The organism is Gordonia rubripertincta (assembly GCF_038024875.1).
Classification (GTDB): Bacteria; Actinomycetota; Actinomycetes; order Mycobacteriales; family Mycobacteriaceae; genus Gordonia; species Gordonia rubripertincta.
On the sequence record NZ_CP136136.1, the window covers coordinates 1220525 to 1235060 of the forward strand.

The window sequence follows — 14536 nt, forward strand, 5'->3', positions numbered from 1 at the left end:
CATGGAGAACTGGCTGACGAATCTGCAGGCCTGGTGGACCTGTCAGGTAATGATGGCGAACGGAACATGTGAGATGTGCGCGTGCACGCCGATGACGGGCTGCTGCTAGGTCGCATGTTGCTTCGGCCGTGAACCCGCTCGTGTCGCCTTCGGTGCAGTGCTGCGCTGTGGGCGGAACGAGCGGGCATCTTTGCCCTCACTCGCGAGGTCACTGATCGGGTCGGTTTCCGCCAATTCGACATTTCGACGATGCTCGAACGCACGGTCCGCATACGCGGACTGAGTGTCTGACGTCAGTGTCGCCGCAGCTCCGCCTGGCGGAGCGCCTCGACGAGGTCGGGAACTGTCGGTGCTCCGGCGGGGCCGTTGGCGGTGTGGTAGACCCTGCAGGTCAGTCCCACCCCGGTGGTCGGCCCGAACGCGTCGACCCGGTCGATGCGGATGGTGGGCGATCCCGGAAACGCTTCGCGTTCTGCCTCGTCCTGGGTGTCGATCGCCCGGAGCACGATCGGCGTTCCGGCGTTCCCGGTCGCGGCGAGGGCCTCGGCGATCTGGTCCCGGGCGATCTGCCAGTTGGGGCAGCCGTCGAAGTAGAGCAGCTCGATGTCCACGACGGTCAGAACGCCGCGCAGCTGGTGGCGGCCTCGGTCTCGGATCGTCGTTCGAGCAGGACGGTGTCGCGCCACTCGCCGCCGAGTTGGGCGATGCGTTCGCGGACCCCGACGGTGCGGAACCCGGCGGAGTGGTGCAGCGCGATCGCGGCCCGGTTCTCCGGGAAGACCGAGGTCTGTAGCGTCCACAGGCCGGCCTGGTCGGCGGCGATCACCTGCGTTCGGAGCAGGGCCTTGCCGACGCCGCGGCCGCGCCAGCCTTCGGCGACACAGACCGCGCTTTCTGCGACCCCGCGGAAGTGCTCGTGGGGCGACGCGGGGGTTAGGGCGGCCCAGCCGACGACGGTGCCGTCGATCTCGGCGACCCACCGGTGATCCGGGAGCCACTGGGTGTCCAGCGTCTTCCGAGGCGGCACCTCGGTGGCGAAGGTGGTGAGACCGGTGGCGATGGCGTCGCTGTAGATGCGGCGCACGGCGGGCCAGTCCTCGTCGGTCATCGGTCGAACGGTCACGTCGCCGGGGAGATCGTCCGGGCAGCACGGGCGCTGGGTGAGCAGGCCCATGACTGCGTCGGCCGCGCTCGGCAGGCCGGTGCAGCACGCCGGGTTGACCACCACGACGGAGCTGGTGCCGTCCTTGTGGACGGTCACGAAGCCGACGTCGGCGAGCTTGCGGACGTGGTGCGAGATGGTCGGCTGGCCGATGCCCAGCCGTGTGGCCAGCTCCCCGATGCTGACGCCGGCCGGGGTGCTGGCGACCTCGTGGAGAAGCCGGACACGGGTCGGTTCGGCCAGGCAGGCGAACCAACCGGCGTAGGTGGCCGCGTCCTCGGCCGCCAAACCGGCCGACGGATGCCCGGCACCTGCACTCGGCGGGACACGGCACTCGGCGGACTCAGTGGACGTAACCATGAACTCAGTATATCGATCGGCATCGATGGTTACATTCATCGATGGCCATCGATACTGTGGGCATTGATCGAAGAACATCGATGAAAGGTCGAATGATGAACGACTTGCCCGTCGTCGTGATCGGTGCCGGACCCATCGGTCTGGCCGCCTCCGCCGAACTGCGCGAACGCCAGCTCACCCCGCTGGTCTTCGAGCGGGGCCCCCGCGCAGGAGCTGCCGTGGCCGAGTGGAACCACGTGCGACTGTTCTCCCGCTGGGCCGAGGTCATCGACCCCGCCGCCCGCCGCCTGCTCGACCAGACCGGCTGGAATGCCCCCGACGATGAGGCGTATCTGACCGGGCAGGAGTGGGTCCGCGACTACCTCGTCCCGCTCGCCGCCGCACTCGGTGACGCCGTGCAGTTCGGCACCGAGGTCATCGGCGTCGCCCGCCGCGGCCGCGACCTCGTCGTCGACTCCGGCCGCGACACCGAACCGCTGTCCGTGCACATCCGCCGCGCCGACGGCACCGAGGAACGTGTGCTTGCGCAGGCGGTCATCGACGCCTCCGGCACCTGGGGCACCCCGAACCCGCTCGGCGGCGAAGGACTACCCGCGCTCGGCGAGAAGGCCGCGGCCGACGTCATCTCCTACCGCGTCCCGGACCTCGACGACCGGGAAGTGCGCGCGCAGTACGCGGGCAAGCACACCGCGATCGCCGGCGGCGGCCACTCGGCACTGAACGCCATCGTTGCCCTCGCCGCGCTCGAGAAGGAAGCACCCGGCACCCGGATCACCTGGATCCTGCGCCGCGGCGACGTCGCCTCCACATTCGGTGGCGGCGAATCCGACCAGCTGCCCGCCCGCGGCGCCCTGGGCCTGAAGGCGAAGAAGGCCGTCGACGACGGCCTGCTGAACGTCGTCACCGGGTTCCGCACCGCCGCAGTCGAACCCGCCGATCAGGACCGGGTTGCCCTGACCTCCGACAACGGTCAGCGGGTCGACGGTGTCGACCGTGTCGTGGTGCTCACCGGTTTCCGGCCCGAGCTGTCCTGGCTGTCGGAGATCCGCCTCGGCCTCGATCCGGTCCTGCAGGCCCCGATCGAGCTGGCCCCGCTGATCGACCCGAACGTGCACTCCTGCGGCACCGTCTACCCGCACGGCGCCGAGGAACTCAGCCACCCCGAACCCGGCTTCTACCTGGCCGGAATGAAGAGCTACGGCCGCGCACCGACGTTCCTGGCCATGACCGGGTACGAGCAGGTCCGCAGCATCGCCGCCGCGATCGCCGGTGACCACGAGGCCGCCGCCCGCGTCGAGCTGATCCTCCCCGAAACCGGGGTCTGCGGCGGCGCAGGGGTATTCGACGAGCCCGACGCCGACGCCTCGGAAGGCGGCTGCTGCGGCGCGCCGCAGCCAGAGTTGGTGACCCTGACCGCACCCGGCGGGTCACGATAGCCCGATGACGGACACCAAGGCCCCGCCGCAGACCGACACCCTTCCCGCGGCTGGTCTGCGGCGGGTCTTGGCGATCCTGTGCCTGACGGAGATCACCAGCTGGGGCATCCTCTACTACGCCTTCCCCGTGCTGTCGGTGTCCATCGCGGACGACACCGGCTGGTCCCTACAGACGATCATGGCCGCGTTCTCGATCGGCCAGCTCGCCGCCGCATTCACCGGCATCCCCGTCGGCCGCATCATCGACCGCATCGGCCCGCGCGCCATCATGACCGCCGGCTCCGTACTCGCCGTGCCCGCACTGCTCCTCATCGCGACCGCACACAACCTGCCGACGTTCTACGCCGGCTGGATCCTCGCCGGCATCGCGATGGGCGGCGTTCTCTACCCGCCCGCGTTCGCGGCGCTGACCCGCTGGTACGGCGACAGCTACGTCAAGGCGCTGATGATCCTCACCCTCGCCGCGGGCCTGGCGAGCACCGTCTTCGCCCCGCTCGCCGCGACGCTGGTCGAGCGAACCGACTGGCGCGCCACCTATCTCATCCTCGCGGCGATCCTCGCCGTCATCACCATCCCCGCCCACCTGTGGGGGCTGCGCGGGCGCTGGCCGCACCCACCGGCACCGGCGCACGGAGACGCGGCCGATCACCGCGACGCCTCCCGCAGCCCCGCGTTCCTCGCCCTCGTCGCCGCCTTGAGCCTCGGCGCGTTCGCCGCCTTCGCTGGCGTGTTCAACCTCGTGCCGCTGCTCATCGAACAAGGCTTCTCCCCGTCTCTGGCGGCTTTGACCCTCGGCCTGAGTGGGGCGGGACAGCTCCTCGGCCGCATCGGCTACCTGCCCCTCGCGGCCCGTACCTCGGCTCGCAGCCGTGCCATAGGTGTTCTCGTCGCGACCGCCGTCAGCACCGCACTACTGGGTGTCGTGACCACGGTCGTGACCCTGATCACCGTCGCGATCGGCGCCGGACTGATCCGTGGACTGTTCACCCTCGTCCAAGCCACCGCCATCACCGACCGGTGGGGCGCCGTCCACTACGGCCGCCTCAACGGCCTGATGTCCGCCCCCATCGTCATCGTGATGGCACTCGCCCCGTGGGCCGGCACCGCCCTGTCGAATTGGACCGGCAGCTACGCCCACGCCTACCTCGTCCTCGGTGCCATCGCACTCCTCGCAGCCCTCGTCGCGGCCGCCAGCGTCCCCCGCCGCACCGTCGACGCCACTCCCTGATTCGAAGGACCCCCACATGTCCCACTACGACGCCCTCATCGTGGGCGCCGGCCAGTCCGGCCTGGCCACTGCCCACTCCCTCCGCCAGCGTGGCCTGACCGCCGCGATCCTCGAAGCCTCCGACGACACCGCCGGATCCTGGCCGCACTACTACGACAGCCTCACCCTGTTCTCGCCCGCGAAATACAGCTCCCTACCCGGGCTTTCCTTCCCCGGCGACCCCGACCACTACCCGCACCGCGACGAAGTCGTCGACTACCTGCGCCGCTACGCCAAGGGCCTCGACGTCGACATCCACCTCAACCACCGGGTCGACGCCGTCGACCACGACGGCCACACCTTCACCGCCCACACCGACATCGGAACCGCCTTCACCGCACCCCGGCTCGTCGCCGCCACAGGCGGATTCGGCTCACCCCACCTCCCGGCACTGCCAGGACAAGACACGTTCACCGGAAAACTGCTGCATGCCAGCACCTACCGCACCCCCGCCGACCACACCGGGGAGAACGTCATCGTCGTCGGCGCCGGCAACTCCGCGGTCCAGATCGCCGCGGAACTCGCCGACACCACCACAGTCACCCTCGCCAGCCGCACACCGGTGAAGTTCGCCCCGCAACGCCCCCTCGGCCGCGACATGCACTTCTGGTTCACCATCACCGGCATCGACGCCCTCCCCATCGGGCACCGGATCACCAACCCGCCCACCGTGCCGGTCTTCGACACCGGCCGCTACCGCGCCGCCCTCGCCGCATCCCAACCCGTTGCCCGCGAGATGTTCACCCGACTCGACGGCGACACCGCCGTATGGCCCGACGGCACCTCCAGCGACGTCGACGCGATCGTCCTTGCCACCGGATACACACCCCACCTGCCCTACCTCGCCGGTATCGGTGCTCTCGACCAGGACGGGCGCCCCCGGCAACGGAAAGGCCTGTCCACCACCCACACCGGACTCGGCTACATCGGCCTCGAATGGCAGCGCAGCCTCTCCTCCGCATCTTTACGGGGAGTCGGCCGTGACGCTCGCTACCTCGTCAGGCGGATGGTCAGGTAGACGCTGATGGCGGGGTTGGTGTCGGTGCCCGCAGATACGATCGTGATCACTCAAGTGGTGACCACAAGGGGGACGACATGGCTGGATTCACGATGGATCCGAACTTCGAGAAGAAGCTCGCGAAGCAGGTTGCGGGAAACATGCAGCGGGAGGTCGACGCCGTCTACCGCCAGTGCAAAGGCCAGCCCGTAGCCACGGTCAAGCGAGCGCTGCAACGCAAGCTTGGCACCGCCCTCGTCGAGCCGACTTTGACCAGCATCGCCGAAGCAATCAGCCGCGGTGACAATGTCAAGATCAAGCTCTGACAAGAGCAGTCACGCCTTCGTTGGCGCGTCGGTTCGGGAGACGGTCGTCAGCAGATGATTGCGGCAAACGCATTGCTGGCGAGCTCCTGCCATCCTAGTCCGGTAAAGGATTCACCCTGACGGTCAGCGCTTCTGACGGTGCAGGCAACATCTACCTTGAGGTAGCCGCGGGGGTCACGATGTTCGTCCTGGCCGGCCGATACTTCGAGAAGCGGTCCAAACGGCGCGCCGGTGCGGCGTTGCGGGCCTTGTTGGAGCTGGGCGCCAAAGACGTCACAGTGATCAGGGACGGCCACCAGCATCGGATCCCGATCGGCGAGCTCGCCATTGACGACGAGTTCAATGTGCGCCCCGGCGAGAAGATCGCCAGCGACGGTGTGGTGGTGTCCGGCACCTCGGCAGTCGATGCCAGCATGGTCACCGGCGAGTCGATGCCAGTCCAGGTCGCCCCCGCCGACACCGTGACCGGCGGAACGGTCAACGCCGGCGGGCACCTGCGGGTGCGGGCGACCCGCGTGGGAGCGGACACCCAACTCGCGCAAATGGCCGCGATGGTCGAACGCGCCCAGACCGGCAAAGCCCACGCCCAGCGACTGGCCGACCGGATCTCAAGTGTCTTCGTGCCGGTGGTCATCGCCGTCGCCATCGCTGTCCTCGGCGCGTGGATCGGCGCCGGCTATCCCCTGCAAGCGGCGTTCACCGCCGCGGTCGCTGTGCTGATCATCGCCTGCCCCTGCGCTCTGGGACTGGCCACCCCGACCGCACTTCTGGTCGGTACCGGCCGCGGAGCCCAACTCGGCATCGTGATCAAAGGCCCCGAAGTCCTCGAATCCACCCGAACCGTCGACACCGTTGTCCTCGACAAAACCGGCACGGTCACCACGGGACAGATGACACTCGTCCAGGTCACCACTGCTCCCTCCACCACTCGCGAAGACGTGCTCGCCCTCGCGGGGGCGGTGGAGAATGCCTCCGAGCACCCCGTCGCGGCCGCCATCGCTGCTGGTGCAGCCGCCGAAGTCGGGCCGCTCGACCAGGTCGACGACTTCCGCAACTTCGAAGGTCGAGGCGTGCGCGGTCTGGTCCAGGGACGTGTGGTCACCGTCGGGCGTCCGACGCTGCTGGCCGAACACCACATCGCCGTTGATGACCCCCACCTCAACGAGGCGCAGACCGCCGCCGAAGAAGCCGGACAGACCGCCGTACTCGTCGCCTGGGACGGCCGCGCCCATGCGGTCCTGGCGGTCGCCGATGCGATCAAACCCACCAGCGCACACGCCATCGCCCGGCTCGCCGCACTGGGTATGACGCCCATCCTGTTGACCGGCGACAACCAGACCGTCGCCGATGCCGTGGCCGCTGAGGTCGGTATCGACACCGTCATCGCTAACGTCTTGCCGGCCGACAAAGCCGCCGTCATCACCGACCTGCAATCCGACGGCAAGGTTGTGGCCATGATCGGCGACGGCGTCAACGACGCCGCTGCCCTGGCCCACGCCGATCTCGGGCTGGCGATGGGCACCGGCACCGACGCCGCCATGCATGCCGCTGACATCACCCTGGTCCGCGGCGACCTCAACGCTGCCGCCGACGCGATCGCCTTGGCACGCACCACTCTGAAAACGATCAAAATGAACCTGTTCTGGGCATTCGCCTACAACGTCGCCGCGATACCGCTGGCCGCGCTGGGACTGCTCAACCCCATGCTGGCCGGGGCCGCCATGGCGTTGTCCAGCGTGTTCGTCGTCAGCAACAGCCTGCGGCTGCGCGCCTTCACCAGCCCGCCCCACTCATCGTCCACAGTTCCACCCACCAACCCCTCGACGTATACCCCCAAGGGGTATAAGGTAGCGGCATGAACGAGCACTCTTCCCCTGAGCACGTCGGTCACGACGCCGCCGATGAACGCCACCACGGCCAACTCGCCGCAGCGTCACACAACCACCACGATCACCATGCTGAGCGCGCCCGCGCAGACCATGATCACGCTGGGCATGGGGGGCATGGTGATCACGCCGGGCAGTTCCGGCGGCTGTTCTGGATCATGCTGGCCCTGGCTGTGCCGGTCGTGGCCTTTTCGCCCATGTTCGCGATGCTCATCGGCTATGACCTACCCGATGGTGAAGTGTTGAAGTGGGTCTCACCGGTGCTGGGTACGGTGATGTACTGCTGGGGTGGGCGGCCGTTCCTGGTAGGCGCCTATTCAGAACTGCGGTCGCGTGCACCGGGAATGATGCTGTTGATCGCCTTGGCGATCACGGTGGCCTTCGTGGCGTCCTGGGGTGCGAGCATCGGTGTGTTGCACCACGAACTGGACTTCTGGTGGGAACTGGCGCTGCTCATCGTGATCATGCTGTTGGGGCATTGGATCGAGATGCGGTCGCTGGCCCAGACGACCTCGGCCCTGGACTCGCTGGCCGCGCTGCTGCCCGATGAGGCCGAACGCGTCGATGGCGACCAGATCACCACGGTTGCTCCCAGTGAGCTGCAGGTCGGAGATGTGGTGATCGTGCGCCCGGGGGCCAGCGTGCCGGCCGACGGTCGCGTCGTAGACGGCTCGGCCGAGCTCGATGAATCCATGGTCACCGGAGAATCGCGCACGGTGCGCCGCGGCATCGGCGATCAGGTGGTGGCCGGCACGGTGGCCACCGACTCGGGGCTGCGGGTCCAGATCACCGCCACCGGCGATGACACGGCGCTGGCCGGGATTCAGCGCCTGGTGGCAGACGCGCAGAACTCCACCTCCCGCGCCCAGCGGCTGGCCGATTCCGCTGCAGCGCTGCTGTTCTGGTTCGCGCTCGGCTCAGCGATCATCACCGCCATCGTGTGGACGGTCATCGGCCAACCCGACCAGGCGGTGATTCGAACCATCACCGTGCTGGTCATCGCCTGCCCGCACGCACTCGGCTTGGCTATCCCCCTGGTGGTGGCCATTGCCACCGAACGCGCCGCCCGCGGCGGCGTGCTGGTTAAAGACCGGTTGGCACTTGAGGCCATGCGCACTGTGGATGCGGTGCTGTTCGACAAGACCGGAACCCTGACCAAGGGTGAGCCCACGGTCATCGAGATCGCGGCCGCCGACGGCGTCGATGAGGACACCGTGCTCGCCCTGGCCGCCAGCGCCGAAGCCGACAGTGAGCACCCGTTGGCGCGAGCGATTGTCGCAGCTGCCGGAGACCGCGCGCGGCCGGTGCCGGCGGCCACCGACTTCACCTCGTCACCGGCGGTCGGTGTGACCGCTCGCGTCGAGGGCGCCACAGTGCGGGTGGGCGGGCCCCGCATGCTCGAGGAACAGGGCCATCAGGAACTGGCCATCGCTGATCGCTGGCGCGCCGACGGCGCAATCATCCTGCATGTCACCCGCGACACTGAGCTGATTGGAGCTCTCAAACTTGCTGATGAGGTGCGCGGGGAATCCCGCCAAGCCGTCGAGGTGCTGCACGCCCGCGGGGTCGAGGTTGTGATGATTACCGGCGACGCCGAAGCAGTGGCGCACACCGTCGCTCACGACCTCGGTATCGATCGGGTGTTCGCCGGTGTACGGCCGGAAGACAAAGCCAGCAAGGTGGCCGAACTGCAGCACGAAGGCCGCAAGGTGGCGATGGTGGGCGACGGCGTCAACGACGCCCCCGCCCTGGCCCAGGCCGATGTGGGCATCGCGATCGGGGCCGGCACCGACGTCGCGATCGCCTCGGCCGGGGTCATCCTCGCCAGCGACGACCCCCGCTCGGTGCTGTCGGTCATCGAGCTGTCGGACGCCAGCTACCGAAAAATGAAGCAGAACCTGTGGTGGGCAGCGGGATACAACCTGATCTCTGTACCGCTGGCCGCCGGAATTCTCGCGCCCATCGGGTTCGTCCTGCCGATGTCGGTCGGAGCGATTCTGATGTCAGCCTCGACGGTCGTGGTCGCACTCAACGCGCAACTGTTACGCCGACTCGACCTGCAGCCAGGCGCGAGTACAGTGCGTGGACTGCAGCACAACCGACCGAGATCCATTGAGAAGGTGAGTCCATGACCGCTGCGTCCGCACCGGGACAATCCTCCACCCCGGAAGAATCCTCTGCCTCGGAACACTCTTCCCACGGTTACATCAGCGATAAGGGCAAATACCTGGCCCGCCTCAAGCGCATCGAGGGGCAATCCCGAGGTATCTATCGGATGGTCGACGAGGAGCAGTACTGCATCGACATCCTGACCCAGATTTCGGCGCTGACCAAGGCGCTGGAGGGGGTCGCGCTGGGTTTGCTCGACGACCATCTCACCCACTGTGTGCTCGATGCCGCCCACGCCGGCGGGGACGAGGCGCAGGAGAAGATCGCTGAAGCCTCGGCGGCCATCGCTCGCCTCGTTCGTTCCTGAGCCACCCACCACGCCGGGTTCGTCACAGGCGTGGTTCGCCGACCCACTGCGGCACCACCGGCCCCGGCGCGCGGGCGTCTGCATCAGCGGCCATCGCCAGAACCACCCCGCGATCGGCCAGCCACTGTGCCGGATCGACGTTGACTCCCGTCGGGTCGAGAACCTCGAAATGCAGATGCGGGCCGGTCGAGACCCCACGGTTGCCCACTGTGGCGATCGATTGGCCCATCCGTACTCGCGCGCCCTGCTCGAGCAGATTCTCGTCGTTGTGGCCGTAGGTGGTGATCGTGCCGTCATCGTGCCGGATCCGCATCCACAACCCGAACCCCTCGGCAGGTCCGGAGGTGATGACCTCCCCGTCAGCTACCGCGACAATGGGCGCGCCCAGATCATTGCCGATATCAATGCCCTGATGGCCCCGTCCGTCACCGAAGGTGGACGTGATCTCGCCCGCAGTCGGCGCCACCGCACCGCCACTACCGGGCAGCAGCGGTGTCGGCGTTCCGGGTTCCTGCGGCTGGGGGCCATGCGGCTCGTTCGGATCGTGCGGCACGATTGCGGCGATCAGGGTGGCTACCAGCCGAGCCAGCGGTAACGCGTCGATGATCCGGAACCCGTCTATCGGATCAATGAGCGAAAACGTGCCGAAGCACTGCAGTGCGGCTGCACTGCCCGCATCGCCGACGCTGCCCGACTGGGCCTGAGCGCCCAGGCAGGACGCCGTCTGCGTGATCGGCTTCCCCAAATTCGCAGCCGCGGCACCACCCAAAGCGGCCTTCACCGAGTCCTGCACGATCGCGATCAGCTCCCCGGCCACATGTCCATCGGTCGAGGCCGCCGCCGGTGCGGTGGCAATCACAGGCGCAACACCCACACACACCGCCGCTGCCACCCCCAGCGCTTTGGGGCCCCACTGCTGCCCCGCCTTGACCCGTAGCGATGTCAACACCATCTGCATGCGGTCGGACCTTTCCCGCGGACGTCGTAGACCCACGCACGAGTGCCATGCGTGTACCCGCGAGATCACACCACAAGTCACTTGTGCACCACCAGTCACACGCGGCTCCACTACGAAGCGAACTAATCGGGCATTGGTGGCTTTGTTTGCGCAGTTCACCGCCCGTTTTGTGGGTGCGGGCAGGCGACTAACTACTATCGGTGTTAGTAGAATTGTTATCGAAGCGCCGCCGGGCGGTGGCGAAGTATCACTCTTGAGGAGGAGATCGATGAGAGTCACACGAACCGGTGTCGTCGTTGCTGCCGCGGCGGCTGTTCTGACAGTGGTGGCCGCGTGTTCGGACACCTCGACTGAGGATCATTCCTCGATGTCGGGGATGGGTACCAGCACGGTCAGTACCGAATCGTCAGCGGCGGCCTCTGCCGAACACAACAGCGCGGACATCTCGTTCGCCCAGCAGATGATCCCGCACCACACCCAGGCGATCATGATGAGCGACATCCTGTTGGAGAAGGACAACATCAACCCCCAGGTCGTCAGTCTGGCCCAGCAGATCAAAGACGCTCAGCAGCCTGAGATCGAGCAGATGCAGTCGTGGCTGAAGCAATGGGGAGCCCCACTCGAGGGCCAGGGACACAACATGGACATGGGTACGTCGATGGCGCCGGGTTCCTCCCCGATGCCGTCGATGATGGGCATGATGTCGCCAGAACAGATGCAGCAGCTACGCGACGCGCAAGGAGCCGAGGCGTCGCGCCTGTTCCTGACGCAGATGATCGAACACCATCGCGGCGCCATCGCCATGGCCAAGACCGAGATTCAAGACGGCCAATCGCCCGAGGCGATCGCTCTGGCACGTCAGATCGTCACTGATCAGGAGAGCGAAATTGCGAGGATGCAGCAGCTTCTCAACAACCCCTAGCGGTCGGACCTGCCCGGGTCGGTCTCGGCTACACACACATCGCGATCACCATCGCCGAGACGACACCGGACACCGCTAGCGTGGTCGGCACCGCCACCACACCAGCCACCGCCGCGGCAGCACCCACATGATGACGTCGCGACCGGCACCGGTGACCGGAGTCCAAGCGGCTCAACCGAGGCCCCACCGACGACGAATCGCTGATCGACAACACACCCACCGGGCCCGCTACAGGTCCCGAACGGGCCAACGTTCCCAACGCCGAGCAGACCGCCCGCGCACCCACCAGCTGGGCCGCGCGGGCATCGGCGGCTTGCTCGACCAAGCCGGCGACCTCACGGCCCGCGCGGCTGAACAACGGAATCAGCGGGAACGCACGCCCGAGAGCGCGGGCCGCCAACACCACGGTGTGATGACGTTGCCGCCGGTGTGCGCGCTCATGAGCAACGACGGCATCGAGTTCCTCACCGGACAACGCCGCCTGCAACCCGGTCGTGGCGGCAATGCCGGCATCCTTGCCCGGCAGACAAAACGCCATCGGCCGCCCGTCGGCGAGCCACCACACATCGGGATAGCGCTCACTGCGGGCGCCCACCAACCGCAACGACTGAAGATACTCCTCACGAGCACCACGCATCCGCACCGCCGATCGCACCGCGATCGTCACCGCTCGGACAATCGCTGCCACGGTCACCACCGCCAGCACGCCACCAGAGATCGCTTCCACCCGCGGGGATGCGCCGTGTGACAACACCCGCAGACACGACACCACCTCAGACAACGAATGGATGCCGAAATGACCGGGAACCGCCAGCGTCACAACAGCTCCCACCCACAACAACGCAAACACGACCTGCGCGGCCGGCCAGGCCACCAACACCCAACGAGCATCGATACGGCCCTGCACCCGAACCATCCATCGAGGCCACAGCCAGCCCAGCACACCTGCGGCAACAACTAGCACCACCGCTGCACTCATGGATGCTCACCCATCGTTCGCCTCGATCCTCGACGCCCGCCGTCGTGCTCGCTGAGACCCACGCTCAATACACCTTCCCGGCGGTCCGCCACCTGCACCACCAGCCAGTATGCCCCAGGGGCTCGTCCGTGACGCCGCAACTCCAGCACCCACCGCGCCGCCAATTACTAGGCCCTATAGTAGTTAGATGACGCGGGTTGACCCAGCCTGCGCGTACTAGTTCGAGGGATGCGCTGTGACCGAGAACCCGAGGGGGACGCACTCGCCCCCGGACGACCACCGTCGTCAGTATCTGCATGCCATGCGCGACGTCTACCGGGCACCCACGCCATACTCGGCCCACCAGTTCTTCCACCGCGCCCATCACTTCAGCGTCACCTCGAACCGACGCCGCCACCTCGCCGCACACATCGGTCTCGTCCGCCACCTCGCTGCGATCGGCGACCTCGCCGGGGCGCGTCACCACCTCGGTACCGTCCTTGCCTCCCTCGTCCTCCAAAGACATTGCGGCCAACAACCTTCGCAGGCTTCCACTCCCATCCAGATGTCGTGACCACGACACCCCCAGGGGGTCACGGTGACCCTCTACCCAGTCTCGCCGCTATCGCCGATCACCCACACCACCCCAGAGACGCCACGCCCGAACTCGGCCCTATCCACACGAAAGTCCTAGCCGCTTGCCTGTCTCGAGCCTGTCCATCCGCACTGTTGCGGTCGTAGTCATCGCCACGCTGACTGTGCTGAGCGGTTGTGCCACCCAGGAACAACCCACATCCCCACCGACGTCGGCAACCTCACCAGAGATAGTCGCAACACTGACCCCAGAACTCGACCACCTTCACGCCCTGCACATCCGCGCCGACGGCACGATCCTCGCCGGAACTCACACCGGCGTAGTCGCCCTCACCGCAGACGGAACCACCAGCCGGGTCGGCGTCTCCGACGACGACTTCATGGGACTGACCGGGGTACCCGGCTCTGATCGGCTCTTCGCCTCCGGCCATCCCAGCCCGCGGAGCTCGGCACCCAACCCGCTGGGACTCGTCGCCAGCGAAGATGGCGGGCAGACATGGACACCGAGATCGGTGGCCGGCGAAATCGACTTTCACGCGCTCGCCACCAACGGACAACTACTCGTAGGCTTCGACGGAATCAACCGCCTGCTCGTATCGACCGACGACGGGACAAGCTGGACCACCGGCGCGTCCCTGGCCGCAGCAGCACTTGCGATCACCGACCACGGCGTCTGGGCGACCACCCCCGCAGGGCTGCAACACAGCACCGACGACGCCCAGACCTTCACAATCGTCCCCGATGCGCCGGCCCTAGCCCTCCTGGCGGCCGCACCCGATGGCACGCTCTGGGGCATTGACACCGCCAACACCGTCTGGCGCAGCCCAGACGGCACACACTGGGAACAACGCAGCACCATCAGCAGTGTCACCGCGCTGGTCGCCAGAGACGCCGAAACTGCATACGCCGCAAACGGGCAATCGCTATACACGCTCAGCTAACGGACTCGTGGGGAGCAACGAAGGAAGGAGGCGACTGAGATCCGGAAGAGCGTTTAGATCTCGCCCACTCCTCGCGAGAACCGCCTAGGTCGCCCGGGCACCCCCTCTGTCAGATCGCCTTGGGCGGGGACGGCCATCGAAGGCCCCGCCAATCGGCTGTCCTGGTAGCTGCATACTGGTAACACTGCATATTCGTTCACTGCGTGTCCTAGGAAGCGTCGTCGAGATCGAGGTCGATGAGAGCGGCCGCTCC

14 protein-coding genes are annotated in these 14536 nt (G+C 67.2%); 10 read left to right on the top strand and 4 right to left on the bottom strand.

Going from position 1 to position 14536, the window contains the following annotated elements; all coding sequences use genetic code 11:
• Positions 1 to 293: 293 nt before the first annotated feature.
• Entirely contained in the window at positions 294 to 611 is a 318-nt protein-coding gene (locus tag RVF83_RS05505) for a hypothetical protein (protein WP_005195331.1), read from the bottom strand.
• Positions 612 to 616: 5 nt separating this feature from the next.
• Positions 617 to 1522: a GNAT family N-acetyltransferase gene (locus RVF83_RS05510; protein WP_005195334.1), complete on the bottom strand. Its 906-nt coding sequence runs from the start codon at positions 1520 to 1522 to the stop codon at positions 617 to 619.
• 95 nt (positions 1523 to 1617) lie between these two features.
• On the opposite strand from RVF83_RS05510, the gene RVF83_RS05515 reads away from it, so the two are divergent.
• From RVF83_RS05515 to RVF83_RS05545, 7 genes are all read left to right on the top strand, one after another.
• Entirely contained in the window at positions 1618 to 2958 is a 1341-nt protein-coding gene (locus tag RVF83_RS05515) for an NAD(P)-binding domain-containing protein (protein WP_005195348.1), read from the top strand.
• Between the two features lie 4 nt (positions 2959 to 2962).
• Positions 2963 to 4186: an MFS transporter gene (locus tag RVF83_RS05520; protein ID WP_005195350.1), complete on the top strand. Its 1224-nt coding sequence runs from the start codon at positions 2963 to 2965 to the stop codon at positions 4184 to 4186.
• A 16-nt stretch (positions 4187 to 4202) separates the two neighbouring features.
• A complete protein-coding gene (locus RVF83_RS05525; RefSeq protein WP_005195353.1) occupies positions 4203 to 5243 on the top strand; it encodes a flavin-containing monooxygenase in 1041 nt (346 codons plus the stop codon).
• A 77-nt stretch (positions 5244 to 5320) separates the two neighbouring features.
• Positions 5321 to 5548, top strand: a complete 228-nt coding sequence (locus tag RVF83_RS05530; RefSeq protein ID WP_005195354.1) for a hypothetical protein — start codon at positions 5321 to 5323, stop codon at positions 5546 to 5548.
• A 179-nt stretch (positions 5549 to 5727) separates the two neighbouring features.
• Positions 5728 to 7407: a heavy metal translocating P-type ATPase gene (locus RVF83_RS05535; protein ID WP_005195355.1), complete on the top strand. Its 1680-nt coding sequence runs from the start codon at positions 5728 to 5730 to the stop codon at positions 7405 to 7407.
• Complete coding sequence (locus RVF83_RS05540) at positions 7404 to 9566, top strand: copper-translocating P-type ATPase (protein WP_024499311.1); 2163 nt, start codon at positions 7404 to 7406, stop codon at positions 9564 to 9566. The genes RVF83_RS05535 and RVF83_RS05540 overlap by 4 nt, the downstream gene beginning before the upstream one ends.
• Positions 9563 to 9910 carry a metal-sensitive transcriptional regulator gene (locus RVF83_RS05545; protein ID WP_005195356.1) on the top strand — a complete coding sequence of 116 codons (348 nt, stop codon included), beginning with the start codon at positions 9563 to 9565 and terminating at the stop codon, positions 9908 to 9910. The genes RVF83_RS05540 and RVF83_RS05545 overlap by 4 nt, the downstream gene beginning before the upstream one ends.
• 22 nt (positions 9911 to 9932) lie before the next feature.
• On the opposite strand, the gene RVF83_RS05550 is transcribed toward RVF83_RS05545, so the two are convergent.
• Complete coding sequence (locus tag RVF83_RS05550) at positions 9933 to 10868, bottom strand: M23 family metallopeptidase (RefSeq protein WP_005179985.1); 936 nt, start codon at positions 10866 to 10868, stop codon at positions 9933 to 9935.
• A gap of 268 nt (positions 10869 to 11136) precedes the next feature.
• Here RVF83_RS05550 and RVF83_RS05555 point away from each other — a divergent pair, with 268 nt between their 5' ends.
• Positions 11137 to 11790 carry a DUF305 domain-containing protein gene (locus RVF83_RS05555; protein WP_024499309.1) on the top strand — a complete coding sequence of 218 codons (654 nt, stop codon included), beginning with the start codon at positions 11137 to 11139 and terminating at the stop codon, positions 11788 to 11790.
• Between the two features lie 28 nt (positions 11791 to 11818).
• Here RVF83_RS05555 and RVF83_RS05560 read toward each other — a convergent pair whose 3' ends face one another.
• Positions 11819 to 12769, bottom strand: a complete 951-nt coding sequence (locus RVF83_RS05560; RefSeq protein WP_005179979.1) for a M56 family metallopeptidase — start codon at positions 12767 to 12769, stop codon at positions 11819 to 11821.
• Between the two features lie 235 nt (positions 12770 to 13004).
• Here RVF83_RS05560 and RVF83_RS05565 point away from each other — a divergent pair, with 235 nt between their 5' ends.
• A complete protein-coding gene (locus RVF83_RS05565; protein ID WP_039880002.1) occupies positions 13005 to 13322 on the top strand; it encodes a hypothetical protein in 318 nt (105 codons plus the stop codon).
• Positions 13323 to 13446: 124 nt separating this feature from the next.
• Positions 13447 to 14283: a F510_1955 family glycosylhydrolase gene (locus RVF83_RS05570; protein ID WP_039880003.1), complete on the top strand. Its 837-nt coding sequence runs from the start codon at positions 13447 to 13449 to the stop codon at positions 14281 to 14283.
• The last annotated feature ends 253 nt before the right edge of the window (positions 14284 to 14536 follow it).

Coding starts and splice junctions, on each gene's coding strand:
- RVF83_RS05510 (WP_005195334.1), bottom strand. CDS start 1,522: ATGGTTACGTCCACTGAGTCCGCCGAGTGCCGTGTCCCGCCGAGTGCA.
- RVF83_RS05515 (WP_005195348.1), top strand. CDS start 1,618: ATGAACGACTTGCCCGTCGTCGTGATCGGTGCCGGACCCATCGGTCTG.
- RVF83_RS05520 (WP_005195350.1), top strand. CDS start 2,963: ATGACGGACACCAAGGCCCCGCCGCAGACCGACACCCTTCCCGCGGCT.
- RVF83_RS05525 (WP_005195353.1), top strand. CDS start 4,203: ATGTCCCACTACGACGCCCTCATCGTGGGCGCCGGCCAGTCCGGCCTG.
- RVF83_RS05530 (WP_005195354.1), top strand. CDS start 5,321: ATGGCTGGATTCACGATGGATCCGAACTTCGAGAAGAAGCTCGCGAAG.
- RVF83_RS05535 (WP_005195355.1), top strand. CDS start 5,728: ATGTTCGTCCTGGCCGGCCGATACTTCGAGAAGCGGTCCAAACGGCGC.
- RVF83_RS05540 (WP_024499311.1), top strand. CDS start 7,404: ATGAACGAGCACTCTTCCCCTGAGCACGTCGGTCACGACGCCGCCGAT.
- RVF83_RS05545 (WP_005195356.1), top strand. CDS start 9,563: ATGACCGCTGCGTCCGCACCGGGACAATCCTCCACCCCGGAAGAATCC.
- RVF83_RS05550 (WP_005179985.1), bottom strand. CDS start 10,868: ATGCAGATGGTGTTGACATCGCTACGGGTCAAGGCGGGGCAGCAGTGG.
- RVF83_RS05555 (WP_024499309.1), top strand. CDS start 11,137: ATGAGAGTCACACGAACCGGTGTCGTCGTTGCTGCCGCGGCGGCTGTT.
- RVF83_RS05560 (WP_005179979.1), bottom strand. CDS start 12,769: ATGAGTGCAGCGGTGGTGCTAGTTGTTGCCGCAGGTGTGCTGGGCTGG.